This is a genomic window from Hanstruepera neustonica (genome assembly GCF_002895005.1).
GTDB classification, from domain to species: Bacteria; Bacteroidota; Bacteroidia; order Flavobacteriales; family Flavobacteriaceae; genus Hanstruepera; species Hanstruepera neustonica.
Window position 1 is genome coordinate 323,371 of record NZ_POWF01000001.1, and the last position, 25,899, is coordinate 349,269.

The following is a 25,899-nucleotide window of genomic DNA, read 5'->3' on the forward strand; positions in this document are numbered from 1 at the left end:
GAATGAAGGAATTGAAAACATTTACAATCCCTTTTGTTGGGTTAAAAGAAGGAAAACATCAATTTGAGTTTAAAATAGACAAGGCGTTCTTTGATTTTTTTGATTATCAAGATTTTAACGATGCTTCAGTTGAGGTAGTTTTAGAGCTAAATAAAAAAACGACATTGATGGAGTTGAATTTTCAAATTTCTGGATTTGTCAACGTTTATTGTGATTTAACTAATGAGCCCTACGATCAAAAAATCTCAAGTGATTTTGATTTGGTGGTAAAGTTTGGAGATGAATTCAATGATGAAGAAATAGACTTATTGATTTTGCCTCATGGAGCCTACGAAGTAAACATTCAACAGTATATCTATGAGCTTATTGTTTTGGCAGTACCTAGTAAGAGAATTCACCCAGGGGTTGCAGACGGATCATTAGGTTCAGAAATTCTTGATAAATTAGAAGAATTAAGTCCTCAAAAAGAAACATTGAATAATTCGGGCAAAGAAACAGACCCGAGATGGAATACTTTAAAGAAACTATTAACGGATAAAGAAGAATAAAAATGGCACATCCTAAAAGAAAAATCTCTAAAACGAGAAGAGATAAAAGAAGAACACACTATAAGGCAACAGCCCCTCAAATTGCTACGTGTCCTACTACTGGAGAAGCACACTTGTACCACAGAGCTCATTGGCACGAAGGAAAACTTTATTACAGAGGTCAAGTATTGATTGACAACTCTGAAGAAGTAGAAAACTTGGCATAGTTACTATGCATGCATATAATAAAACGCTCATTTATGAGCGTTTTTTTTATGATAAATTTTTATAGAAAGCAAAAACCACTTAATTTGCATAAAATTAGACTAAAACTAGCTGATTTTGTCAATTTTTGAACGAAATCAGTATTTTTTATACGGTTTTAGTTAAATAGTTATAACGGTATGAGTAAAATCTCAGCAGCCATAACAGCTGTAGGTGCATATGTACCAGATTATGTGTTGACCAACCAAATACTTGAGACAATGGTTGACACCAATGACGAGTGGATAACCACACGCACAGGAATTAAAGAAAGAAGAATTCTCAAAGAAGAAGGAAAAGGCACATCTTTTCTTGCCATAAATGCCGCCAAAGATCTTATTAATAAAAAAGGATTAAACCCCAAAGAGATAGATTTAGTGATTGTTGCTACTGCAACACCCGATATGAAAGCTGCTGCTACGTCTGCTTACACAGCAACTCAAATAGGAGCTACGAATGCATTTTCATTTGATTTAGAGGCAGCGTGTTCAAGTTTCTTATATGGCATGTCTGTGGCTGCTAGATATATTGAATCAGGTAAATACAAAAAAGTCTTACTAATAGGAGCCGATAAGATGTCTTCAATGATTAACTATGAAGATAGAGCGACCTGTATTATTTTTGGAGATGGCGCAGGCGCTGTTCTTTTCGAACCAAATGAAGAAGGATATGGCTTACAAGATGAGTACTTGAGAAGTGATGGTTCTGGAAGGGAGTTTTTACAAGCAACTTACGGAGGGTCCTCTTATCAAATTACGCCCGAAGCTCTTGAAAAAGGGGGGCAATATGTTTTTCAAGACGGAAAAACCGTGTTTAAAAATGCTGTATTCAATATGGCTGATGTATCTGAAAAAATATTAGAAAGAAACAATCTTACTAATGAAGATATCGCATGGCTAGTGCCTCATCAAGCAAACAAGCGTATTATTGACGCTACGGCCAGTAGAATAAATCTAGATCCAGAAAAGGTTATGATGAATATCCATAAATATGGAAACACAACTTCAGCGACATTACCTTTACTGCTTAACGATTATGAATCTCAATTAAACAAGGGCGATAAGTTAATTTTTGCCGCATTTGGCGGTGGATTTACCTGGGGCTCTATATATTTAACATGGGCATATAACTCCTAACTAACAAACTAACTATTTTAAAAATTGAATAATTATGGATTTAAAGGATATTCAAAATTTAATAAAATTTGTAGCTAAATCTGGAGCTAGCGAAGTCAAGCTAGAAACAGAGGATGTCAAAATTACCATTAAAACAGGTGGTGATGACAAAGAAACAACTACTTATGTGCAACAAGTACCAGTCAGCGCGCCAGTACCACAAGCTCCTCCAGTAGCAGCAGCGCCTGCACCTGCTGCAGCCGCTCCTGAAGCAGCATCACCTGTAGCAGCAGATGACTCAAAGTACATTACAGTAAAGTCTCCTATAATTGGGACATTGTATAGAAAACCATCTCCAGACAAACCAGTTTTTGTTGAAGTTGGACAAACAATTAAAGAGGGAGATGTTCTGTGTATTATAGAAGCGATGAAGCTATTTAATGAAATTGAATCCGAAGTTTCTGGTAAAATAGTTAAAATACTTGTCGATGATTCATCGCCTGTTGAATTTGATCAACCATTATTTTTGGTTGATCCTTCATAACCTTTTAAAGATTCCAATTCTCTTCCCATATTAATGGGACTCAAAAATCCAAAAACTTGGAGTTTGGAGTTTGGAATTTGAAATTTTTAATCAAGCAAGTTATGTTTAAAAAAATATTAATTGCCAATAGAGGAGAAATAGCACTTCGTGTTATTAGAACCTGTAAAGAAATGGGCATCAAAACGGTTGCCGTTTATTCAACAGCAGACGCTGACAGCCTTCATGTTAAGTTTGCCGATGAAGCTGTATGTATAGGGCCTGCGCCAAGTAGTGAATCATATTTAAAAATATCCAATGTTATTGCGGCTGCAGAGATAACCAACGCTGATGCTATTCATCCCGGATATGGATTTTTATCTGAAAATGCCAAATTTTCAAAGATTTGTGAAGAGCATGGTATAAAGTTTATTGGCGCTTCTGAAGAAATGATCTCCAAAATGGGAGACAAAGCTACTGCAAAAGCCACCATGAAAGCTGCTGGTGTTCCTTGCGTACCAGGAAGTGAAGGCATCATTGCTGATTTTGAAGAATGTGAGAAGCTAGCAAAAGAAGTTGGCTATCCTGTGATGCTTAAAGCAACAGCAGGTGGAGGTGGAAAAGGAATGCGTGCCGTTTGGAAGCCAGAAAATTTGAAAGCAGCTTGGGATTCCGCCAGACAAGAATCTAAAGCAGCTTTTGGCAATGATGATATGTATATGGAAAAACTCATAGAAGAGCCAAGACATATTGAAATACAAATTGTAGGAGATTCTACTGGAAAGGCTTGTCATTTGTCAGAAAGAGATTGTTCTATACAAAGAAGACATCAAAAGTTGACAGAAGAAGTGCCATCTCCTTTTATGACGGATAAGCTTCGTGATAAAATGGGTAAAGCAGCTGTTAAGGCAGCCGAATTCATTAAATATGAAGGAGCAGGAACTATTGAGTTTCTAGTTGATAAGCATAGGAATTTTTATTTTATGGAAATGAATACCCGTATTCAAGTGGAGCACCCAATAACCGAGCAAGTTATTGATTTCGACTTAATACGTGAGCAAATATTGGTAGCAGCAGGTGTACCGATTTCTGGAAAGAACTACACGCCTAATTTGCATTCCATAGAATGTAGAATCAACGCCGAGGATCCGTTTAATGATTTTAGACCATCTCCTGGCCGAATTACAACTCTTCATGCACCTGGTGGCCACGGTGTCAGATTAGACACGCATGTTTATGCGGGCTATATGATACCACCCAATTATGATTCCATGATAGCAAAACTAATTACAACTGCCCAAACAAGGGAAGAAGCTATCAATAAAATGAAGCGTGCATTGGATGAATTTGTCATTGAAGGCATTAAAACTACCATTCCGTTCCATAGGCAATTAATGGAAAACCCTGATTATTTAGCGGGTAATTATACAACAAAATTTATGGAAGATTTTGTTATTGAAAAACCAGTTGAAAATTAAAAAATAGCCTCTAATTTAGAGGCTATTTTCATATATTAAAATTCCCTGAAACAGAATTTATTATTTGCGGAACCTCTCCAATATTAAAACTAAACTCCAAACGGTAAAGCCCTTCTTTAATTCCTTTTACTGAAAGGGATCCTTTGTTAATTCTATAGTAACCTGTTTGGCCTCTGCAAAAACAAAGCCTTGCAAACAAAGCTTTGGTTATTTCAAGTTCAGAATCATTAATATCCAATTCAGGTTTATTTGGTTCGAGCTCTAGATAAATAATTTCTCTGTAACCGCTATCAGCTGTGTTTGGAATTTCATTTCTTTTGTATTCAAATTTTACAACCATTTTATTAGAGTCGATAATATCCGGATACAATTGGCCTAGACCATCAAATTTTAAATCAATAGACTTATTTTTCAGCACTTCAAAAGAACAAGTGCCATCATTCGGACAAAGGGATTCTAATTTTTCTGATACGTTGGTTTGCTGTCCTGATTTACATGCAAAAAATAAAGTACAAAACACAACAATTAAATGGGTTTTCATGTAAACAAATATAAATCTTTTTACAATAGACTTTATTTCTTTGTTATTTTGAAGATAAGGTGTTAATTTTATAGGATAAATTAATTTAAACATTTTTCGCTATGAGAAATTACTACACAAAGTTAAGTTTAACTATTCTATTGACTTTGGTCTTTTCTGTTTTTGGCTTTTCACAAAACAGACAATCTATGTGGACAAAAGTCACAAAAAATCAACTAAACAGTGATAATTTGGTTTTCAGAAAGTCTACTCCAACCGCAGCAGACTTCTACCAGTTAGATATTGCTCAATTAAATCAGTTGTTAAGAGGAGCCCCTCAAAGAGATAACAGCTTGTCATCTAATGTAATAGTTGATTTTCCAAATTCAAATGGTTCATTCGACTCTTATAGAGTATACGAAGCATCTATTCTGGCAAATGAGCTTCAGGCTCAATATCCAAATATTAGATCTTATGTTGGGCAGAGTGTTGAAAATCCAGAAACCATTATACGCTTCAGTGTTACCCCTCAAGGGTTGCACACAATGACATTATCTTCTGAAACAGGCAGTGAGTTTATTGATCCTTATACTAGAGATGCTAACTCATATATTGTTTATTCTAAAAGAGATTTACCTTTTGGCGATAGAAATTATGTTTGTGAGTTTGATGATGATGGAATCGTGGAAGATATTGACATTGATTTCGAAGCCGAAAGAAATGCCAATGATGGTCAGATGAGAAACTTTAGATTAGCATTGGCCTGTACAATTGAATATGCAGAGTTTCATTGGACAGCAGCAGGTTTAACTGCTGGCGACACCGTAGCCGCAAGAAAAGATGCTGTTTTAGCTGCTATGGTGGTAACCATGACAAGAGTTAATGGTCTTTATGAAAAAGAACTTTCAATAACCATGACCATTATACCGAATAATTTAGATATTATTAATATTACCTCGGACACCTACACTAATAATGATGGTGCTACAATGTTAAATCAAAACCAAGTAGCTGTTGATGCTACTATAGGTAGTGCTAATTATGATATTGGCCATGTATTCAGTACTGGTGGTGGAGGTATCGCTCAATTGAACTCCCCATGTGTTTTTGGAAGTAAGGCACGTGGTGTTACTGGCTTACCAAATCCAGTTGGTGATGGTTTTGATATAGATTTCGTAGCACATGAAATGGGTCATCAATTTGGTTCTCCACATACGTTTAATGGAGATACTGGTAATTGCGCAGGAGGGAACAGGTCATCTGCAAACGCTTATGAGCCAGGAAGTGGTACAACTATAATGGCCTATGCAGGTATTTGTGCACCTCAAAATGTTCAGGGTAATAGTGATGATTATTTTCACCAGATTAGTTTACAGAGAATTTGGGCTAATGTTTCCGCTGGAAACAGTCAATGTGGCGCTCAAACCTCAACAGGAAATGCGGCCCCAACAGCTGAAGCAGGAGCGTCATACACCATTCCAATTTCGACTCCGTACATGCTTACAGCTTCTTCAACGGATGGAGAAACAACGGATACTCACACCTATACGTGGGAACAATGGGATTTAGGACCATCTGGAGTTCCAACGGAGACAACTGCATCAGGCCCACTTGTGCGTTCTTTTCAAGGCACAACCAATCCGACTAGATATATTCCTAATATTCCAGATTTGTTACAATCAGGAGGTTCAACTACTTGGGAGAGATTAGCTTCAATATCAAGAGCCATTAACTTTAGGGTTACTGTAAGAGATAATGATGTTCGAGGTGGCCAAACAGCTACAGATATTATGACTGCGACTACATCAACATCTTCAGGACCATTTGTTGTAACATCTCAAAGTTCACCAGTAACTTGGTCTGGAGGCAATACAGAGACTATTACATGGAATGTTGCTGGAACCAATGCTGGAGCAGTAAATACGCCTAATGTTGATATTCTCTTATCCACTAATGGAGGAGGAACGTTTGATACTGTATTAGCAACTGCTGTACCAAATAATGGATCTGCCGATATAATTGTTCCAGATGTTTTGGCTGAAAACTGTGTTGTTATGGTCAAAGGAAATGGAAATATTTTCTTCAATATTACTACAGGTAGAATAGCAATAGGCTACAATATTACAGCTGGAGACGTTTGCGAAACATATACATTTAACTTAAATGAAACGTTACCAACCTCTGCAACTGTTTTTGAACAAATTCCAGTAAGCGTAACAGATAGTGGTATCATAACTGATGTCAATGTTAAATATGACATATCTTCAACTGCTTTAAATCAGTTACACATGGCTATCATTAGTGCTGATGGCACAAGAGCGTATTTGTATCCTGCAGGGCCGTGTGCAACAGGATCGAATATGCAGGTAACTTGGGATCAAGAGTCAACTGAATCAGTTGTTTGTGGAACGAATCCAGTTACAGGAACAGCTATGCCAGTTCCAATTACCAATCCAGAGCCTTTAAGCAATATATATGGAGAAGAAATGAATGGAACTTGGGTACTCATGGCGGCCAACATCGGAACATCAAACATGGTATTTAATTTTGCTGATGTAGAGATTTGTAAATCTGGGTTTGTAGCTGTATTAGCACCAGAAAGAATTACACAATCTACAGTTGAGGTTGATGTCGTTTCAACAGCTACAGTTGATAATACCCATTTAGAAGTAGCTAGTCCAAATACTGTAAACGCTTCTAATATTGAGTTTACACTAACGGTGTTGCCAACCGAAGGAACATTGTACTTGAATGGTTCATCATTGGCACTAAACGATACTTTTACTCAAGCCGATATTAATAATGGAAATGTAACATATACAACAACATCAGATGTTGATGCTACGGATGGATTTAGAGTAGATGTTGACGACAACAACGGAGGAACATTGCCTAATTTATTAGTAAACATCCAGATAGTTGATGGGTTAAGTGTTGACGAGTTTGGTTTTGATGTTTTTAACATCTATCCTAACCCAACAAATGGAGAGGTTACAATTGAATTGAGCTCACATGAAGATGTTACTATTGGATTGTATGATATTAGAGGTAGAAAAGTTTATAACAATGAGTTTAAAAATACAACAGCATTCAATAAAACCATTGATTTAAGTTCTGCTTCAACAGGAGTTTATATGCTGCAAGTTACTAGTGGCACTAGAACTGCCACCAAAAAACTTATTATTAAATAATAGTCTTTTAACCAATAAAATTAAAGCCCCTAATTGGGGCTTTTTTTATTACATTTATTAAAATTCATATGCAAATGAAATTCTCTTATTGGGAAATCAAATCTTGGTTTAGTAATGTTGATTTTACCATAGTAGGAAGTGGTATAGTTGGATTAAGTTGTGCTCTGGAATTGAAGTCAGCTTATCCATTTTCTAAAATTGTCGTTTTAGAACGTGGTATTTTACCTCAAGGCGCCAGTACTAAAAATGCTGGGTTTGCATGTTTTGGAAGTATCAGTGAGATTTTAGAAGATTTAAAATCGCATACAGAAGAAGAAGTTTTTGAATTAGTAAAAGAGCGAAAAGAGGGTTTAGACAAACTGCGATGCAATTTATCAGATTCGAAAATTGATTTTAAACAGTATGGCGGGTATGAATTATTTTCAAATGACAATTATGATGGATATGATGAATCATTAGGTAAATTGGAAGAGATTAATAAATTACTAAAGCCTATTTTTCATGGTGATGTTTTTAGAAAAGAGTCGAATGTTTTTAATTTCGGGAACATACAAAACAGCTTAATTTTCAATCAATACGAAGGACAAATTGATACAGGTAGAATGATGGAAGCCTTACTATTAAAAGTACAGGCAAATGGCGTTAAAATTCTTAATAGTATAACTGTTGAAAGTTTTGAGGAGTCAATAGGCGGTGTTGATATTGATACAAATTACTTACAGTTTAGGACACACAAACTATTTATTGCAACAAACGGATTTTCTCAACAACTCTTAAACGAATCAGTTAAACCGGCTAGAGCACAGGTTTTAATAACTAAACCTATCGAAAATCTTAACATAAAAGGCACTTTTCATTTGAATAAAGGGTATTATTATTTTCGCAACATAGACAACAGAGTATTATTAGGAGGCGGTAGAAATTTGGATTTAAAAGGAGAAGAAACCATTGAGTTTGACGAAACAAAACTTATTCAGGATAAACTGGAAGCACTTTTAAAAGAAACTATTCTTCCTCACCAGTCTTTTGAAATTGATCATAGATGGAGTGGGATTATGGGTGTTGGAATTCAAAAAAAACCCATTGTTAAGCAAATTAGTAATCATGTTTTTTGCGGAATTAGGCTCGGAGGTATGGGTGTAGCAATTGGAAGTAATGTTGGCACACAAATGGCACAATTATTATCATCATAAATGAAAAAGCTGTTTAAGATTTTATGGAGAATTCTATTCGGATTGTTCCTGTTTTCCATTTTATTAGTATTAATATATAAATGGCTACCAGTACCTATTACACCATTAATGGTTATTCGGGCTTATGAACAAAATCAAGACCATAAAGAAATTGTTTTAAAACATGATTGGGTTCCTCTTGAAGAGATTTCACAGAAATTACAGCTAGCCGTTATTTGTAGCGAGGATCAGAACTTTTTAAAACATAATGGGTTCGACATAAATGCCATTGAAAAAGCCATTGAAAACAACAAAAAAGGGAAGCGCATCAGAGGAGGAAGTACCATAAGCCAACAAACGGCTAAAAACGTTTTTTTATGGCCTCAACGCAGTTGGTTTCGAAAGGCCTTGGAAACATATTTTACTTTTTTAATTGAATTAATTTGGGGCAAAGAACGGATAATGGAAGTTTACCTCAATAGTATCGAAATGGGTAATGGTATATATGGAGCTGAAGCGGCTTCTCAATTTTGGTATAAAAAATCAGTAAAAAATCTTTCTAATCAAGAAGCGGCATCAATAGCTGCAATTTTGCCTAACCCCTTAAAGTATAGGGCAAATCCGGCAACGACATATATTCAGTCTCGAAAGAATTGGATTATTAAACAAATGTCTAATCACGGCAAACTTTTATATAATAAATAACTCTAACCTGTATTAAGTCTCATTAGTTTGACTTCTAAACACCTCAAAATTTACAATTGAATTTTCTGGTAATTCAGAATCATGCTCAAAAAAAATAGATTCTTTGTTGAATACAGCCTCAATTAAATAATATTTCCCACGAAAAAAACTTTGTTTCACAATGGCCTGTAGGGAAGCGTTTTTTGAAACACGTATCTCGTGGGCATAAACAATCCCATATGAGTCTAAAATATTGAACTCATTAAAAAAGGATGCAATGATTGGTAATTTTGGGTTCTTGAATAGATTCTTGGGAGTGTTATTAGCAATAATTTGTTTGTCAAGAAGAACTAAAACCCGATCTGAATATCCGAGCACGTCTTCTTTATCATGGGTAGCAACAATACAGGTAATGTTTTTTTTCTTAAAATAATTGAATACTTTACGCCTTAAAGTATGCTTTTTGAAGTTATCAATATGACTGAAAGGTTCATCTAATAAGATTAGTTTTGGATCTTTTGCTATAGCTCTAGCAAGTGCAACACGTTGTTTTTGTCCACCACTTAATAATTTTACCTTGGTTTGTGAGACATCCAACAATTCAACGACTTCCAAAAGCTCTTTAATTCTTTCTTTTTTTTCTTTTGGAAAAAAATTTGACAAATAATGACCAACGTTTTCTTCGACACTTGTGTAGGGCATCAAATCAAATTCTTGTGACAAGTATTTAATAAAATCATAACCTGTAACAAGATTAAATTTTGGACCAAGTATTTCTGTATCATTCCAAAATATTTGCCCATCGTTTAGATCAAATTCACCATATATAAGTTTTAATAGGGAGCTTTTTCCAGAGCCGCTTGCGCCAATAATAGAAACATGTTCCCCAGCCTCTACTTTAAAAGAAAGCTCTCTCAATATGGAATCATGATTATAGGCAAATGTTAGGTTTTTAACTTGTAGCATATTGCAAAAATAAGGCAAAAAAAATTCGCCCAATAAAGGGCGAATCTAATATGGAATAACGTAAAAATTACTCTTTTATAAACTTTCGATTTATTGCACGTCCTTCATTTTCTAAACGGATAACATATATACCAGTATTTAGATTGGAAACATCAAGTGAGTTTTGCTCTAATTTAGTATTAAGAACACGCTTGCCATTTAGGTCAAATACTGTAGCAATTCTACCATTTAAATTAACAGCAGAATCAAAATTAATGGTGTTTTTAACAGGATTTGGATAAATGGTCAAACCAGTCAATTCGTAATCATCAACGGTGAGTGATTGTCCTTCGATAATAATGATACTTTCATTAATGTCAGGATTTTCTATATTGTCAATAATTCCAGAAGGCCAATAAATAACGATATTATCAATAACAGTTTCAGTTCCCAAACCAAAATGAGTATTTAGAGAACTCATAAAACGAAATCCTTCACCACTCCTTACATCCCTAATTTGAATTCCTGAAGGTGTATGAACTTCAATTCTGGCACCAATTCCATTGATATTACTTTCAGTACCTACAGTCGTCAATGTTATCCAATTATTATCGTTGCCTTCATTTTTGTAGAATGTATTGCCATTAAATGCATCGATAAAACCATCATTATCTAAATCACCAAAAGCTCCATTGGAGACTTGATTTGTGAAAACAGAAAACGTCATATCACCATTTCCGAATAATATATGACCATTTGATGCAATATCGAGATTACCATCATTATCAAAATCATAAGTAGCGTTTTCAATTCCCGTTGCAGTAAGAGTAGGTACTCCTGAAGCAGCAGTGACATCAACAAACACGCCATCATTATTTTGCATTAATTTGTGTGTTCCTGAAGAGGCGCCAACAAAAACATCCATATCACCATCATTATCAAAATCACCCCAAGCAGACGACCAAGTTTGCATTGGATCAGCCAAACCTATGCCTGCAGCTAATTCAGTATAGGTTCCATCTCCATTGTTTTTATGCATTTGATTGGTTCTTCTGGCTTCTTCACCACCGCATTTAGCGATAAACATATCAAGATTACGATCATTGTCATAATCAATCCAAATGGAGCCGTAGTTACCACCAGAAGGATAATCGCCTAGGTTTGCGGGTGCATCAGCAGTTACATTTGATTGGTAAAACGTTAAGTTTCCAGAACCATCATTTATATAATATACATTTGGTGCTACATCATGACAAACAAAAGCATCTAAATGCCCGTCATTATTAATGTCGGCAAAGTTTGACCGTTGAGAAAACACATATTCAGATCCTGATACTTCAGTAAATGTAAAATCTCCATTAGAGCGCATGAAGGTTACACCACTTCCGCTACCATATAATAAATCAGTAAATCCATCAGCATTGTAATCGCCAGCAGCAAGACTCCAACCTGGCGTAAAATCAGCAGCTGAAGTTGTAATATTGGTTTCGGTGAATCCACCTGCACCATCTTGAAGATGAATATTGACATTAGTAGCAGTAATTGAGACAACATCATCCAGATAATCGCCATTCATGTCAACAACTGCTCTAAAGGTTCCTGTAACAGGAATATTGCTGGTTGTAAAAGTTACTGGTGCTGGATCTGGTCCTGGTGGTGGGTCACCTTCGTAAATTTCAAAATCAAAACCTCCAGCATTCCATCTATCGTCGAAAACTATATAATAAGTTTCTCCACCAGTAACATCCAAAGAAGCAATAGACAAGTATCCATTACCAATGTTACCACTGTCATCATCACCACCCACACAAACTAATGCATCACAGGTTCCGCTGTAGATGTGAACACGTGTATCACCTCCAGAGTTTTGCTGTAATTCAGTGGTTACCGTTAAATATGTGTCTTCTGTTGGGGTATATCTATACCATTCTCCAGCCGTTACATTAGTGCCGTTTCCAACACAAAACTCGGGAGGCATGTCACCATTTATTGCATCCACGGTGAAAAGCCCAGGCCCAGTTATGGGAGTGTCGGCATCAGCTTCTGCACAGGAATTTGAATTGGTTTGTGAATAGTTAAGTAGAGTAGAAAATAGGGTTAATAGGAGTAATAATTTTTTCATATTCGCTATTAATTTGATTAATTAATTAAATATAGGGGCACTAATGTACTAAAATATTATTAACATATCATGTAAGTCACTGATTTTTTTGACAATAACAAAAAGCCTAAATTAAACTTTGTCTAAAGGATATTTAGTTTAAAAAAAGTATAGCCAAATTACAATTTAATGAGCTTCCTTGTAATTAATTGTCCATTTGATTCAATGCGCAATAAATAAATACCACTTTGAAGGCTTGAAACATCAATCGTATTATTTTCTATTCGTCCATTTAAAATACGTTTGCCGTTCAAATCGAATATAGTTGCTATTTTTGGTGACAAATCCTGATTTGTTTTAAAATATAAGTTGTCTCTAACAGGATTTGGATAGATGACAAGATTTGAAAGGGTTAAATCTTCGACACTTAAAGAATGATCTCCCTCCACAATTGTTAATGATTGATTTATAGCTGGATTGTCAATTTGATCTATAAAACCAGAAGGCCATCTAACTATAATTTTAATAATAGAAGTTTCCGAACCCAATCCAACATGGGTGTTTAAACTACTCATAAAGGCAAAGCCTGAACCACTTTTTACATCTCTAATTTGCATTCCGGAGCTTGTGTAAACTTCCACTCGGGCTCCAATACCATTGATGTTACTAGTCGTTCCTACAGTATGAATTTTGATCCAATTATGGCTAGTTCCACCATTAAAATGAACGGTGCCAACGCCATTAGATTGAGTTACGACATCGATAAATCCATCATCATTTAAGTCGCCAAACGAACCATTAACATATGGAAATGGGTTCTCTATCGTGTAAAAAGTCAAATCGCCATTTCCAAACAAAATATTACCGTTTGAGGCAATATCTAAATTCCCATCGTTATCAAAATCATAAGCTAAATTTTCGTGTCCAGTTGTAGATAGGTCAGTTACATTCGAACTAACAGTTACATCAGTGAAAACCCCTGTAGTATTGACATCATTTCTCATGAATTTATGAGTTCCAGTACTGGCTCCAACAAAAACATCCATATCACCATCATTGTCAAAATCACCCCAAGCAGAAGACCATGTTTGCATAGGATCATCAAGTCCTAAAGATGCAGCAACTTCTGTATAGCTTCCGTCTCCGTTATTTCGTAACATTTGATTTTTTCTACGTTCGGTTTCCCCACCACATTTTGCAATAAACATATCCAAATCGCCGTCATTGTCATAATCAATCCAAATAGAACCATAATTTCCACCTGAAGCATAATCGCCCAATCCACCTTGATTGAATGTTAAATTTCCGGCACCATCATTTATATAGTATACGTTTGGAGCAACATCATGACAGACAAAAGCATCTAAATGACCATCATTATTGATATCCGCAAAGTTAGAACGTTGAGAAAACACATATTCAGAGCCAGAAGATTCGATAAAGCTTGTGACGTCGTCAAATGGATTACCGTTATTGAGGTTCCCGACATTAACTTCAGCTTTCATAAATGTCACACCGCTCCCATTTCCATACAGTAAATCGGTATAGCCATTTCTATCATAATCCCCAGCACCAATACTCCATGAAGGTGCAAAATCAGCGTCAGGAGTATCAATATCGACACTTGTAAAACCACCACCGCTATTTTGGAATTGCACATTAATAGATGATGTTGAATAAGACCCTACTGTTACGATATCGTCCAAAAAGTCTCCATTCATATCTACAACCGCCCAATTAATTTGATTAATACCTAAAGAAGTAAAATTTTGAGTTGAAAACGTAATAGGAGATGGTTGTGGAGGAGCAATATTATTAATTGACAGGCAAAAAGCCACATCGGATAACGCAGTTCCTTCAAAATCATAAATTTGAATAATTAAATCATCACCTAAATTCCAACCACTTAATGTTTCATTTGAAAAAGTAGTAGCGCAATCATAAGCAACTGTTCCATCAGTATTCCAAATAACTATTCCTGGGTTTCCAGGAGCTTGTGAAGAAAATGACAATCCTAAAGAAGTAGCAGTCCAAGAAAAAAACTGGTCTAATCCAGAAGCACTACAATTACCTTGTAAATTGCTGTCAGTTGTTCCATCTGTAGAAAAAGGCAGGTTAAATGTAGGAGTCGCACAACCTGTTCCTTCTGGCGATGGTGTAATAGGTATGGCTCCTGCCAATGTATCGTTTCCTGGTTGAGCATGCATTTGGAATGTAGCCAAACAGATAATTATCGAAAAAAGTAGTTTTGTTTTCATAGTATTATTTAGAATATTATTCACATCTATCAGGAAGAGAATTCATCCACTCACGGATTAATTCAACGCCTTCAACATGTTGTAAGGTTCTACCCAAAAGGGGCATTCTATATTGTTCTTCGATGGAGCTTATTCTGAACATAACAACAGAAGCATCAGCATCTCCAGGATTCATAATGAATGGATATTCAGCACCAATGTTAGTATCTGGCTCTACACAAACACCCATATTGGTCAAATCATCATTTGTGTTGAAACCAAATCGCATGGGTCTGTATTCACAATAACTTTGTTCAGCATGACAATGAGCACAGTTAATATCAATGTAGGAACGAACCCTTAAATCCAGTGGTTCACTGGTATCATCCCAAGCTACAGTAGTTTCAATATCATCTGGATAAGTGTCTTCTAAATACCCGAAGTCCACCCACTTTTGCAATTGGTTCATAGAACCATTTTCATACGGATAATCCTTGTTAAGATTTTGAGGTTTTGGCCCAATGGGTTGTGGCTCACCAAATTTATTATGGCAAGTAAAGCACTCTGCTCGAGATGGAATTCTATAATTAACACTTTTTGTTTCAGAATTTTCAATCCAATCAAAACTCACAAAACTACCATCATTAGTAAAAAAGGCTTCGGTTTGCGTATCGTTCCAAACATATTTTGCAAATTCCCAACCTTCAGGTGTAACGTACATTAATCGTGTTTCAATAATTTTTGTGTTACCAGAAGGCAAGACATTATCATAATAGAAATTCTTTATTAAAAATGTACCAACAGGGAAATTTAATGGCGTATAATCATTTTCATAAACCGCGCGAGAACCATTTGGCATCCAAACAAATCGTTTTTTATGAGCATAGTCAGTAAACAAAGGCGAATTAATATCATAAGGAATAACACCAAAAACTGGATTTAAGTCTTTTAAATCACCTTCAAAGAAATTATACTCCGAAAGGGTATCAAAAGGAAAATTATCAGGGTCATAATTTACTGGCGTTACTAGTCTGACATTTACAGTCACAGTAGAACTTGCACAATTTTGGGAGTTGTTACAAATGGTATATTGAAAGGTGTCGTTTCCAGAAAAAATACCATTAGGTGTGTAGCGTATGGTATCATCGCTTGGGTTATTAGGTGTTCCATTGGTTAAAACTTCAAACGTAGCGTTTGAGGTCGTCGAAACGGAAAGTGTTCCTTGGCTAGGCACATTTAAGTCATTAGCAAGAACATCAATTTCTACGGATGTATTTTGAAAAACTTCACTTGAATCAGGATTAGCAGTAATGACTAAAGGGGAATAATTAGCGTCATCATCACTACAAGAAAAAAAAACCAAAATCAAGCCTAGTAAGCGTAAGGATGTCAAGTAATTTTTCATCATTTGTGGTAAAAATTTGGATAGTAAATATAATTACAAAGCTGAAACCTAGATAATTAATTAGTTATAATACACTTTTTTTTAGATAACAAGACTAAAAAAACCCTGACAATCAGCACTAATTAAACAATTAAGAAAACAAAAACCCTACTCAAAATCTTAAAAAAAATTAAACTAAACTATTCTTTATTAAGTATTCAGCAATTTGAACGGTATTTGTTGCAGCTCCCTTTCTCAAATTATCACTCACAATCCACATATTTAAAGAGTTAGGCTGTGAGCCATCTCTTCTGATTCTGCCAACAAAAACATCATCTTTTCCATGAGCATAAATGGGCATGGGATAGATGTTTACATCGGGATTGTCTTGAAGCACCACACCAGAAGTATTGTTTAATAACTGTCGCACCTCATTAATGTCAAAATCATTTTCAAACTCAACATTAACAGACTCACTATGTCCTCCAGCAGTAGGTATTCTTACCGCAGTAGCAGTTACTGCTATAGACCTATCATCCAGTATTTTTTGAGTTTCACGAACCAATTTCATCTCTTCTTTGGTGTACCCATTTTCTTCAAAAACATCACAATGAGGTAAGGCATTTTGATGAATAGGATACGGATAAGCCATTTCACCTTTAACACCAGCCAATTCATTTTCTAGTTGTTTAACAGCTTTTACGCCAGTTCCAGAAATAGATTGATAGGTTGAAACAACAATTCGTTTGATGGTGTATTTTTTATGTAATGGTGCTAGCACCATAACCATTTGAATGGTAGAACAGTTAGGGTTTGCAATTATTTTGTCGCTTTTGGTTAAAGCTTGGGCATTAATTTCGGGAACTACTAATTTTTTATCTAAATCCATGCGCCATGCAGATGAATTATCGATAACCGTGGTGCCTACTTCGGCAAATTTAGGAGCCCATTCTAAAGATGTGCTTCCTCCGGCAGAAAATAATGCAATTTCAGGCTTTAGAGACACGGCAGTTTCCAAATTAACCACGTGATAGGTTTTACCTTTAAAATCAATAGGTTTTCCTACTGATTTTTCAGATGCAACTGGAATTAATTCTGTAACTGGGAAATCACGTTCTTCAAGAACCTTTAACATAACCTCGCCGACCATTCCTGTCGCGCCTACAACTGCTATTTTCATAAACCTAATTTGTTACAAAAATAATTAATTCTTGATGTTTTGGATTTAAAATAACACAAAAAAACCACTTCATAATTGAAGTGGTTTAAAGGTTAGAATATATAGTGTAGCGACTATTTTTTTAATAAATCTCTAATTTCTTGAAGCAATTCGTTATCCGAAGGCCCAGCTGGTGCTTCTGGAGCAGGCTCTTCTTTCTTCTTCATACGGTTTATTCCTTTAATGAGCATAAACATAACGAAGGCTACAATAATAAAGTCAATGACATTAGTCAAAAAATCACCATACAAAACAGCTACTTCACCAACAACCTCTCCAGCCTCATTAGCTGTTCCTTCGGTGATAACATATTTTAAATCTTTAAAATCAGTATTAAAGATTAACCCAACAAGGGGCGATACAATACCTCCTGTAAATGATGCAACAACCTTGTTAAAAGCAGCACCCATTACAAAGGCAACAGCGATGTCAACTAAATTGCCTTTCATGGCAAATTCCTTGAATTCTTTAAGCATAATGTTAGTTTTTAGTTAATGTTACAAAAACTAATTTAGCAAAAAGATTCCTACAAACAATCATTCACAAGTATTTATTTTAAATAAACACGTTTGACGCGTTGCGAGATTCCAGTGATTATTTCATAAGAAATACTTTGGGTAGTTTGGGAAAATGAAACTGCCGAAGGCGATTTTCCAAACAAAACGACCTCATCACCTTCTTGGCAGGGAATATCCGTTATATCTACCATGAGCATATCCATACAAACATTACCTATAATTGGAGCCTTGTGGTCACGAACAGTCACAAACCCTTTTTGGTTACCATATTGTCTCCCAATACCATCCGCATGACCTATTGGTATGGTGGCCGATCTCATAGGTTTTGAAGCTCTGAAGGCTCTATTGTATCCAACACTTTCACCAGCATCTAGTTGATGAATTTGGGATATGATAGATTTTAAAGTCGCAATTGGCTTTAATTGGGTGTCAATTTTATCAGAATTTCCAAAACCATAGAGTCCGATTCCGGTTCTTACCATATCAAAATGAGCATGGGGATAATTCATGATTCCTGAAGTATTGCATAGATGATAGATGGGCTTATAGTCCAAGTAAGGCTCAATATTTGAAATAATTTCCTTGAAAGCTTTTATTTGGTTTTCTGAAAACGCCTTTTCATCTATATCCTCACTAGCTGCTAAATGCGAAAAAACGGATTTCACCTTTAAGCTATCAGAATTATTAATTTTAGTCATCACAGATTCGACATCTGGAGATTTAAAACCTAAACGGTTTAATCCGGTGTTGAATTTCAGATGTATGGGATAATCCTGTAGTTTTTCCTTTGTAACTAATTCTAAAAAAGTATCCAAAACAAAAAAACTATAAATACTGGGCTCAAGGCAATAATCTATGAGTGTTTTAAAATTCACAGATTGTGGATGAAGCACAAGAATGGGCAATTTTATCCCAGCTTCTCTCAAAGCAACACCTTCTTTTACGTAAGCTACTGCCAGATAATCTACAGCCAGATTCTCAAGGCATTTAGCAACCTCAATAGAATCACTACCGTAGGCAAAGGCTTTAACAACTGCTAAAATTTTAGTGTCCGGTAAAAGTTTGGATTTAATGAAATGGAAATTGTGTTTTAAAGCTTTTAGGTCAATCTCTAAAACCGTTTCATGCACTTTTGCCATTCTTGTTGTTGGTTTGAATTTCTTCTGCATCATTAACCTTCATGTTGCGTACTTTATCACGAAGCATGGACTTATAAAATGCTGCTCGACTTAAGGGTTCATATTCGTCAACCTCGCCAAGCAATACTAAATCATCGCTTTTAGCTTTTCGGTAGCTATATTGTGCTAAATTTCCTGTTTTGGTACAAATAGCGTGGACTTTGGTCACATATTCAGCAGTAGCCATTAAATTGGGCATAGGCCCAAAAGGATTGCCTTTAAAATCCATGTCCAAACCAGCAACAATGACTCTGACCCCTTTATTAGCCAAATCATTACAAACACGTACAATTTCATCGTCAAAAAACTGGGCCTCATCAATCCCTACGACGTCACAACCATCAGCCAGAATTGGAATATTGGCAGCTGCAGGAACAGGCGTTGACCGAATTTCATTTTCATCGTGCGAAACCACTTTGTCCTCATCATATCGCACATCAATGGAAGGTTTAAAAATCTCCACTTTCTGTCTAGCAAATTGGGCGCGTTTTAGCCTGCGAATCAATTCTTCTGTCTTTCCAGAGAACATAGATCCACAAATGACCTCAATCCAACCAAATTGTTCTTTATGATTTACGGTATTTTCGAGAAACATTTTGTAATTTTAACACTAAAACAAACTTATTGTTCGTTTTGTATAAAGGTGGCGTAAATTTATTAAAAATCAAAAGCATTAATCTGTTTTAAATATAAAAAATTATGAAGAAGAAGCTCGAAGCCGAGTTAATGAGTATAGCACATAGAATACTTAAACTAAAAGGCCAAGATGATATAGATAAAATGCATCAAGAAGTAGCAGCGCTTTATGAAAAGCTCACCGTTTTGAAGTTTGCTAAAGAAAACCTTGAAGATGAGTTACCGACGATTGGTAATGACTCGTCATTTTTTGAGATGTTGGATGTTGCTTTTAACAATAAGGTTAGTGACAATATCGAGTTTGAAGACAAAATTTATGTCAACCTAGATGATTCCGAACATGAGGAAATTATGGAGCCAGCCATTGAAAAAATTAAGGATATGGTAGCCCAAATGCCTCAAGAAGCACAGGTGGTTGATGCCATTTTTGAAAAAGCTGGAACCAAAACACAGATACATAAGAATAATTTAGATGATCTTACGGCTGATTTTTTTGAAGAACCTGTATTTGAACCTGTTGATAAAGCTAAACAAGAAGGAAAAAAGTCCCTTAACGACAAATTAAAGAAAGGTCTAAACATAGGTTTAAATGATAAGATTGCTTTTATAAAGCATCTTTTTGAAGGAAAATCAGAAGATTATGATCGTGTACTTTCACAAATTAATACCATTAACTCCTTTGAAGATGTCAAAGCCTTTATCCAAAATATGGTAAAACCTGATTATGGCAATTGGAAGGGGAAAGAGGATTATGAAATCCGTTTTATGGAAATCATAGAAAGTAAATACGACGCGTAATTATCTAGTAATTTAAGTACACCCAACCCACAATTGGTTTTTCATTTCCAACTTCAAGAATATAGTAATAGGTTCCCACAGGAAGGGCTTTACCTGAATTGTGTAGCAATCCTTGATTAGGTTTGCCATCCCATAAATTATCGTAGTTTTCCTGTTGAAAAACCAATACACCATAACGATTAAAAACTTTTAGACGGTTGGTTTCGTAGTCATCCAAACAAGGTATTTCAAAATAATCGTTAATGCCATCGTTATTAGGCGTGAAAACTTCAGGGACTTCCAAGCAATCAACAGGTGCATTTGGACTCTGAATAACTTCCAACTGGGCCAAAACTTCAGAAGTGTCAATATTATTCTGATTCGTAAAATTGGTGTGGTTGTTTATGTATATTCCAGGAATAGCAGAAGTAACCGTTACCGAAAATGTGCAGTCAGAAGCACTTTGCGGAATATTTAAATTAGTAATACCTACAAAGTTATCACCAATATCGCCAACGAAAGTTCCTGTACTACCATTGCTATTAACCCAAACAGGTTGCGATGTCAATACGAGTCCGTTGGGTAAATTATCGGTAAAGGAAATATTGCTTTCGGTCTCTCCGGAATCTACACTATATACGGTGAAGGTTAAAGTACTTTCTTCATGTGTGTAAATGACATCTGGGTCAAACCATTTTTCCAATGTTGGCGCCAATACCTGTACACTACTGATTGAAATATTGGTTTCTGGCGTGAGTTCTTCGTTGTTTATTGGGCTCGGAATAGCTTCCGCAGTATTAACAAAGGCACCACCAATATTAGGCGCTTCAACAGGAATAAAAACCCTTACTGTTGAACCAATATCCATTTGTGGAATGATTCCCGAAATAGTATTTCCAGAAACATTGAATGATGTAATACACGTTGCGTTACCGGAAGTCACTTGGCAGGTAGGTGTTCCGGTAATAGTAAATCTGTCGTCTAAAGTATCAATAAATTCGGCATCGATAATTTCATCACTTGTGTTGCTGTTAGTGATATCAATTATCCAATTAAATGGCTGATTGACAAAAACCGTAGGGAATTCAGGAAATGTTTGAACTACTAAATCTACACAAGGCGCAAAATAAGTTGTAGCCAGTGAACCCACTTCCGTATTATCAGATTGTGGACCAACAGCAACTAGCGATACTTTATTGGTTCCTTTTATTTCACCTAATAAACATTCAGGCATCCAATTGATTTCAACGTGAAAAGTTACAGAACTCATACCAGGAAGTGCCCATTGATCTTCTTCCAAAATCTCCCAAAACACATCAGGATCACCATTTCCGTCAGATATACCATCTAGTGTAACGCCTATATTCGCATGTTCAATATCAAAGCAAGAAGCACTTCCGGTTGTAGATACACAGGTTACGGACTCAAGTACCGCTTCGGGAATATTGGAAGTTGCATCAAGCTCATAGTAATCACTCAATACAATGTTGGTGTCAACAGCACTTTCATTCGAAACTACAATTTCATAAGTTATGGTAGTGTCCCAAGCCGTCGTATTGTTCGGAGAGCCTCCTTCAGGTAATTGAGGTGCTATTTGCGTTTTAGTAACTTGTAGCTCCACAACTTCGCATTGTGGCACATCCATGGGTAAATCGATATTGTCGAAATCGGTATTATTACTCTGGAAATTATCTTCAATATTAGACGATTCAATACTAACGTTGCTTCTTGCAATGCCATTAATATTGCCAATGACACATTCAGGTTCTATAAAATGGATGGTGGTCCTAACAGTCAAAATTTCACCAACAGGCATATTAAAAACATTACAAACCCAATATTGCCCAGCGTTGGCGAAAGTCGTCGTGTTACAAGGTATTGTTGATTCACTTTCAATGCACTCTATGGATGTAATCTGCCAAAGCACATTGTTAGAGGTGTTTCTAAAACTGGCTATTACATCAGCATCCAAAGGGCCATTGTTACAAATGGTTGTTTCATAGACTATCGATTCGCCCCAATTGACCAAATCACCAACGGTAGGAGAAATTTGAATGGTTTCAATACACACATCGGTTTCTTGACAGAGCTCTGCTTCAATCAAAATGCTTTCAACATCATTGGATTCGTTGGATGATTCGTTGGCATGATCCAATGCTATTTCAATATGACTAGTAACTTCCAATGTCGCAGGATCTAATATACATTCGGGTTCTAAAAACTCATAAACCATTTCAAATGTCAATGTACTATTAGGTTGAAATTCATGATTTATAAGAAATTCATAAACCCTTGTTGGAGTGGCCGCAAAAATAGTTGTTGGAGTTGGGTTAACATTAAAATCATTATAGCAATTAGAACCATTGGTTGCATTAATACAGCTCATAGAAACCAACTGAACAATAGGCAATCCATTTACTGCCAAGGAATTCAATTCCATAATCCCAGAAAAACCTACCAATGGATAAACGATATCACTGTTGTTGGTAATGGTCACATGATAAGTAATGGTATCACCCCAGTTGCTAATTGGCGTTCCAGAAGCTGGCGCAATTTGCTCATGCGATACGGTAAAGTCAACTATGATATCAGTGATGTCTATGGAGATAATGGAAATATTATTTCCCTCATTGGTGTCAGTCACAGTATCGGGCGGTGTAATGGTCACTGTTGTAGCAATACCACCAACTTCAGGAGGTGCTCGCAATACTACTTTCACCTGGAGACTTGCAGCTGCTGGAAAATTGGCTATAGTTCCAGATATTTGATTGCCTGCCACAGCAAAATCCGTTATTAGTGTGGTGCCACCTGTTGGGTTCTGGCTCGCATACGAAATGATTGTTGCGCCTGCATTAATAGTTTGATTAAAAACGGCATTTTGAACGGCATTACCAGAATTGGTGATCGTTACCAGATATTGGAATTCTTCGTAAATATGCGCTTGTGAAATATCGCCACCAGATAAATCCTGCGCCTCCACCGAAATAGCTAAATCCGTCGTTTGACTAAACCCAATCCCAATGCAAAAGCAGATAAAAAATAGTACCAGGATTTTATTTTGCATAGATTGGTTTTTAGTTAGATGCACAAATAGTCAAAAGGTTGCGTCAATATAGTTTAAAAGTATGTAAATTTGAGAGGAAACCCGCACATTATGAAACTTTATATTGTTCCCACACCTATTGGTAATTTAAAGGACATGACCTTTAGGGCTATTGAGGTTTTAAAGGAAGTCGATTTGATTTTGGCTGAAGACACACGAACATCAGGCAAACTCCTCAAGCACTTTGAGATTAACACGCCTTCGCAGTCCCACCACATGCACAATGAACACAAAACAGTGGAAGGATTAATAAATAAATTAAAAAGCGGAACGACAATAGCTCTAATTAGTGATGCTGGCACACCAGCTATTTCTGATCCTGGGTTTTTATTAACACGTGCTTGTGTAGAAAACGATATTGATGTAGAATGTTTGCCAGGCGCAACAGCTTTTGTTCCCGCGTTGGTTAATAGCGGATTGCCTAATGACAAATTTGTATTTGAAGGGTTTTTACCCATAAAAAAAGGAAGGCAAACACGCTTAAACTTGTTGGCAGAAGAAACCCGAACCATGATTTTTTATGAATCTCCTCATAAGCTTTTAAAAACACTCGCACATTTTTGTGAGTATTTTGGAGATGATAGACCAGTTTCGGTATCTCGTGAATTAACCAAGCTTTACGAAGAAACCATTCGCGGCTCTGTCAAAGAGGTGCTGGATTATTATACCAATAAACCACCTAAAGGCGAAATTGTGATTGTGGTTGGAGGGAAAAAGTGATTATATGAAAAGGACTTTCATTTTAATATTGATTTTGATTTCCTGCAAAGGTTCTCAAATTGACCATGAATTAAAATCTAACCAAGTTGATTTATTTAAGGAGATTAGGGCTAAAGTTTATAAGATAGACTCAATTGAAAATTATTATCTAGTTTACGCCTCAAAAGATAACTATAATTATAAAATTGTTTCTAAAATGGTATCCAATGAGGATTGCAATCAAGTCAAGCTAGATTCCATGTACTCTTTTAAAATCAGGAGCTTAATATTGCCTGAACCTAAAACAAACAAAAATTCAAATTATTCAAAACCAGTCAATTATGATGATTTTCAAAAATGTGTTTACATGGAGGATTTTACAAAAATTTGTACTGAAGTTCGAATTAAAGACATATTAATTTCCAAAAATCTCATAGGTCTTTGCCACAGAAAAATCCAATAGTATTCTAACCATGCTTCCCTTTTTCCCAGCCATGCTTACCTAAATACTGTTCGCCACTTTCTACAGCACCCTCTTCAATGCTGGTACCCATACTATCGTTCCAACGGTTTAAATAACCAAACAATGAAATCACACCCAGCATTTCAACAATTTCACCTTCATCCCAATGTTCATATAACCGTTTTTGAATTGACGCATCAACCGCATTTGGGACTTGACTGGCTGCCAGACTAAAATCCAAAGCTGCACGTTCGGCTTCAGAAAAAGCAGAATGGGTACGGTATTCCCAAATATTATCCAGCTGCTCTTGTTCAGCACCATAGCGCTCCGCAGCACGAATAGCATGCGCTTGACAATAGCGACAACCCGTGGCATTGCTACTGACCCAGGCAATCATGCGTTTTAGCGCAGAGGTCACACGACCTTCATTGGCCATAACGGCTTTGTTGAGGTTTATGAATGCCTTGGAAATGGCTGGTCTCCGTTGCATGGTGAGCACGGAATTTGGACAAAACCCAAGCGTTTCATTGAAGAATTCAGCTAACGCTTTGGTCTCTAAATCATGCTCGGGTGATAATGGCGTTACTAGTGGCATAGTCTATTTTTTATTGGTATTTTTGATATCATACAATAAATATCTTTTGTCTAAATTTTAAGTTGTTAAATTCAGTGTTTTAAGATATTCATTGTGTCCTATTTAATGAAATATGATACATCACAATAAACGAAAAATCTATAGCAATGGCAACAAATAAAGTCACCACACATTGGAAAGGCAATATGCTTTTTGAATCAGACAATCCAAGCGGTAAAACATTACTAATCGATACTTCAGAAGAGCATGGCGGACATAATTCTGGTTTGCGTCCTAAAGCCATGATGTTGTCAGCCCTTGCAGGTTGTTCGGGATTGGATGTGGTATCTATTTTGGATAAAATGAAAGTGAAAATATCCGATTTTAGAATGGATACCTATGGCGAATTGACCGAGGAACACCCAAAATATTACCACACAGTTACAGTTGAGTATCATTTTTATGGCGATGAATTGGATGAGAAAAAAATTCAAAAAGCGGTTGATTTGTCCATTGAAAAGTATTGCGGTGTCATGGAAATGTTTCGAAAGTTTGCCAATGTAAAAACTACCATTCACTATCACAATAAATAGT

General features: G+C 36.0%; 23 protein-coding genes. 12 read left to right on the forward strand and 11 right to left on the reverse strand.

What is annotated here, in order from left to right; all coding sequences use genetic code 11:
- Positions 1-2 precede the first annotated feature (2 nt).
- The 5 genes from C1T31_RS01510 (at position 3) to accC (ending at position 3,904) form a co-directional block, all read left to right on the forward strand.
- Positions 3-548, forward strand: coding sequence for a YceD family protein (locus tag C1T31_RS01510; RefSeq protein WP_103050695.1), 546 nt, complete (start codon positions 3-5; stop codon positions 546-548).
- A 2-nt stretch (positions 549-550) separates the two neighbouring features.
- Positions 551-754 carry a 50S ribosomal protein L32 gene (gene rpmF, locus C1T31_RS01515; protein WP_103050696.1) on the forward strand — a complete coding sequence of 68 codons (204 nt, stop codon included), beginning with the start codon at positions 551-553 and terminating at the stop codon, positions 752-754.
- A 177-nt stretch (positions 755-931) separates the two neighbouring features.
- Complete coding sequence (locus C1T31_RS01520) at positions 932-1,927, forward strand: beta-ketoacyl-ACP synthase III (RefSeq protein WP_103050697.1); 996 nt, start codon at positions 932-934, stop codon at positions 1,925-1,927.
- Positions 1,928-1,961: 34 nt separating this feature from the next.
- A complete protein-coding gene (gene accB / locus C1T31_RS01525) occupies positions 1,962-2,450 on the forward strand; it encodes an acetyl-CoA carboxylase biotin carboxyl carrier protein (RefSeq protein WP_103050698.1) in 489 nt (162 codons plus the stop codon).
- A 101-nt stretch (positions 2,451-2,551) separates the two neighbouring features.
- Positions 2,552-3,904 (forward strand): acetyl-CoA carboxylase biotin carboxylase subunit, encoded by a 1,353-nt coding sequence (accC, locus tag C1T31_RS01530; RefSeq protein ID WP_103050699.1) that lies wholly within the window; start codon positions 2,552-2,554, stop codon positions 3,902-3,904.
- 28 nt (positions 3,905-3,932) lie between these two features.
- On the opposite strand, the gene C1T31_RS01535 is transcribed toward accC, so the two are convergent.
- Complete coding sequence (locus C1T31_RS01535) at positions 3,933-4,538, reverse strand: hypothetical protein (protein ID WP_103050700.1); 606 nt, start codon at positions 4,536-4,538, stop codon at positions 3,933-3,935.
- 8 nt (positions 4,539-4,546) lie between these two features.
- On the opposite strand from C1T31_RS01535, the gene C1T31_RS01540 reads away from it, so the two are divergent.
- The 3 genes from C1T31_RS01540 (at position 4,547) to mtgA (ending at position 9,492) form a co-directional block, all read left to right on the forward strand.
- Positions 4,547-7,615, forward strand: a complete 3,069-nt coding sequence (locus C1T31_RS01540; RefSeq protein ID WP_103050701.1) for a reprolysin-like metallopeptidase — start codon at positions 4,547-4,549, stop codon at positions 7,613-7,615.
- Between the two features lie 74 nt (positions 7,616-7,689).
- Entirely contained in the window at positions 7,690-8,808 is a 1,119-nt protein-coding gene (locus C1T31_RS01545) for an NAD(P)/FAD-dependent oxidoreductase (protein ID WP_103051284.1), read from the forward strand.
- Positions 8,809-9,492, forward strand: coding sequence for a monofunctional biosynthetic peptidoglycan transglycosylase (gene mtgA, locus C1T31_RS01550; protein WP_103050702.1), 684 nt, complete (start codon positions 8,809-8,811; stop codon positions 9,490-9,492).
- A 12-nt stretch (positions 9,493-9,504) separates the two neighbouring features.
- Here mtgA and C1T31_RS01555 read toward each other — a convergent pair whose 3' ends face one another.
- The 8 genes from C1T31_RS01555 to C1T31_RS01590 form a co-directional block, all read right to left on the reverse strand.
- The gene (locus C1T31_RS01555) at positions 9,505-10,437 is read right to left on the reverse strand and encodes an ABC transporter ATP-binding protein (RefSeq protein WP_103050703.1); all 933 of its coding nucleotides are present in this window, start codon (positions 10,435-10,437) and stop codon (positions 9,505-9,507) included.
- 67 nt (positions 10,438-10,504) lie between these two features.
- Entirely contained in the window at positions 10,505-12,538 is a 2,034-nt protein-coding gene (locus C1T31_RS01560; protein WP_243398873.1) for an FG-GAP-like repeat-containing protein, read from the reverse strand.
- A gap of 158 nt (positions 12,539-12,696) precedes the next feature.
- Complete coding sequence (locus C1T31_RS01565; RefSeq protein ID WP_103050704.1) at positions 12,697-14,775, reverse strand: FG-GAP-like repeat-containing protein; 2,079 nt, start codon at positions 14,773-14,775, stop codon at positions 12,697-12,699.
- 16 nt (positions 14,776-14,791) lie between these two features.
- Entirely contained in the window at positions 14,792-16,162 is a 1,371-nt protein-coding gene (locus C1T31_RS01570) for an Ig-like domain-containing protein (protein ID WP_243398874.1), read from the reverse strand.
- A 166-nt stretch (positions 16,163-16,328) separates the two neighbouring features.
- Positions 16,329-17,318, reverse strand: coding sequence for an aspartate-semialdehyde dehydrogenase (locus tag C1T31_RS01575; protein WP_103050705.1), 990 nt, complete (start codon positions 17,316-17,318; stop codon positions 16,329-16,331).
- 113 nt (positions 17,319-17,431) lie between these two features.
- Positions 17,432-17,833, reverse strand: a complete 402-nt coding sequence (mscL, locus tag C1T31_RS01580; protein ID WP_103050706.1) for a large-conductance mechanosensitive channel protein MscL — start codon at positions 17,831-17,833, stop codon at positions 17,432-17,434.
- A 74-nt stretch (positions 17,834-17,907) separates the two neighbouring features.
- Positions 17,908-19,014, reverse strand: coding sequence for an alanine racemase (gene alr, locus C1T31_RS01585; protein WP_103051287.1), 1,107 nt, complete (start codon positions 19,012-19,014; stop codon positions 17,908-17,910).
- The gene (locus tag C1T31_RS01590) at positions 18,998-19,648 is read right to left on the reverse strand and encodes a thymidine kinase (RefSeq protein ID WP_103050707.1); all 651 of its coding nucleotides are present in this window, start codon (positions 19,646-19,648) and stop codon (positions 18,998-19,000) included. Before C1T31_RS01590 ends, alr begins: the two co-directional genes overlap by 17 nt.
- A gap of 104 nt (positions 19,649-19,752) precedes the next feature.
- Here C1T31_RS01590 and C1T31_RS01595 point away from each other — a divergent pair, with 104 nt between their 5' ends.
- A complete protein-coding gene (locus C1T31_RS01595) occupies positions 19,753-20,487 on the forward strand; it encodes a hypothetical protein (RefSeq protein WP_103050708.1) in 735 nt (244 codons plus the stop codon).
- A 4-nt stretch (positions 20,488-20,491) separates the two neighbouring features.
- Here C1T31_RS01595 and C1T31_RS01600 read toward each other — a convergent pair whose 3' ends face one another.
- Positions 20,492-23,530 carry a gliding motility-associated C-terminal domain-containing protein gene (locus C1T31_RS01600; protein WP_103050709.1) on the reverse strand — a complete coding sequence of 1,013 codons (3,039 nt, stop codon included), beginning with the start codon at positions 23,528-23,530 and terminating at the stop codon, positions 20,492-20,494.
- A gap of 87 nt (positions 23,531-23,617) precedes the next feature.
- On the opposite strand from C1T31_RS01600, the gene rsmI reads away from it, so the two are divergent.
- Both rsmI and C1T31_RS01610 read left to right on the forward strand, forming a co-directional pair.
- Positions 23,618-24,289, forward strand: coding sequence for a 16S rRNA (cytidine(1402)-2'-O)-methyltransferase (gene rsmI / locus C1T31_RS01605; RefSeq protein WP_103051288.1), 672 nt, complete (start codon positions 23,618-23,620; stop codon positions 24,287-24,289).
- Positions 24,290-24,293: 4 nt separating this feature from the next.
- Positions 24,294-24,731, forward strand: a complete 438-nt coding sequence (locus C1T31_RS01610) for a hypothetical protein (protein WP_103050710.1) — start codon at positions 24,294-24,296, stop codon at positions 24,729-24,731.
- Between the two features lie 4 nt (positions 24,732-24,735).
- Here the strand turns inward: C1T31_RS01610 and C1T31_RS01615 are convergent, their stop codons facing one another.
- A complete protein-coding gene (locus tag C1T31_RS01615; RefSeq protein WP_103050711.1) occupies positions 24,736-25,326 on the reverse strand; it encodes a carboxymuconolactone decarboxylase family protein in 591 nt (196 codons plus the stop codon).
- Between the two features lie 146 nt (positions 25,327-25,472).
- On the opposite strand from C1T31_RS01615, the gene C1T31_RS01620 reads away from it, so the two are divergent.
- Positions 25,473-25,898: an OsmC family protein gene (locus C1T31_RS01620; RefSeq protein WP_103050712.1), complete on the forward strand. Its 426-nt coding sequence runs from the start codon at positions 25,473-25,475 to the stop codon at positions 25,896-25,898.
- Position 25,899 lies beyond the last annotated feature (1 nt).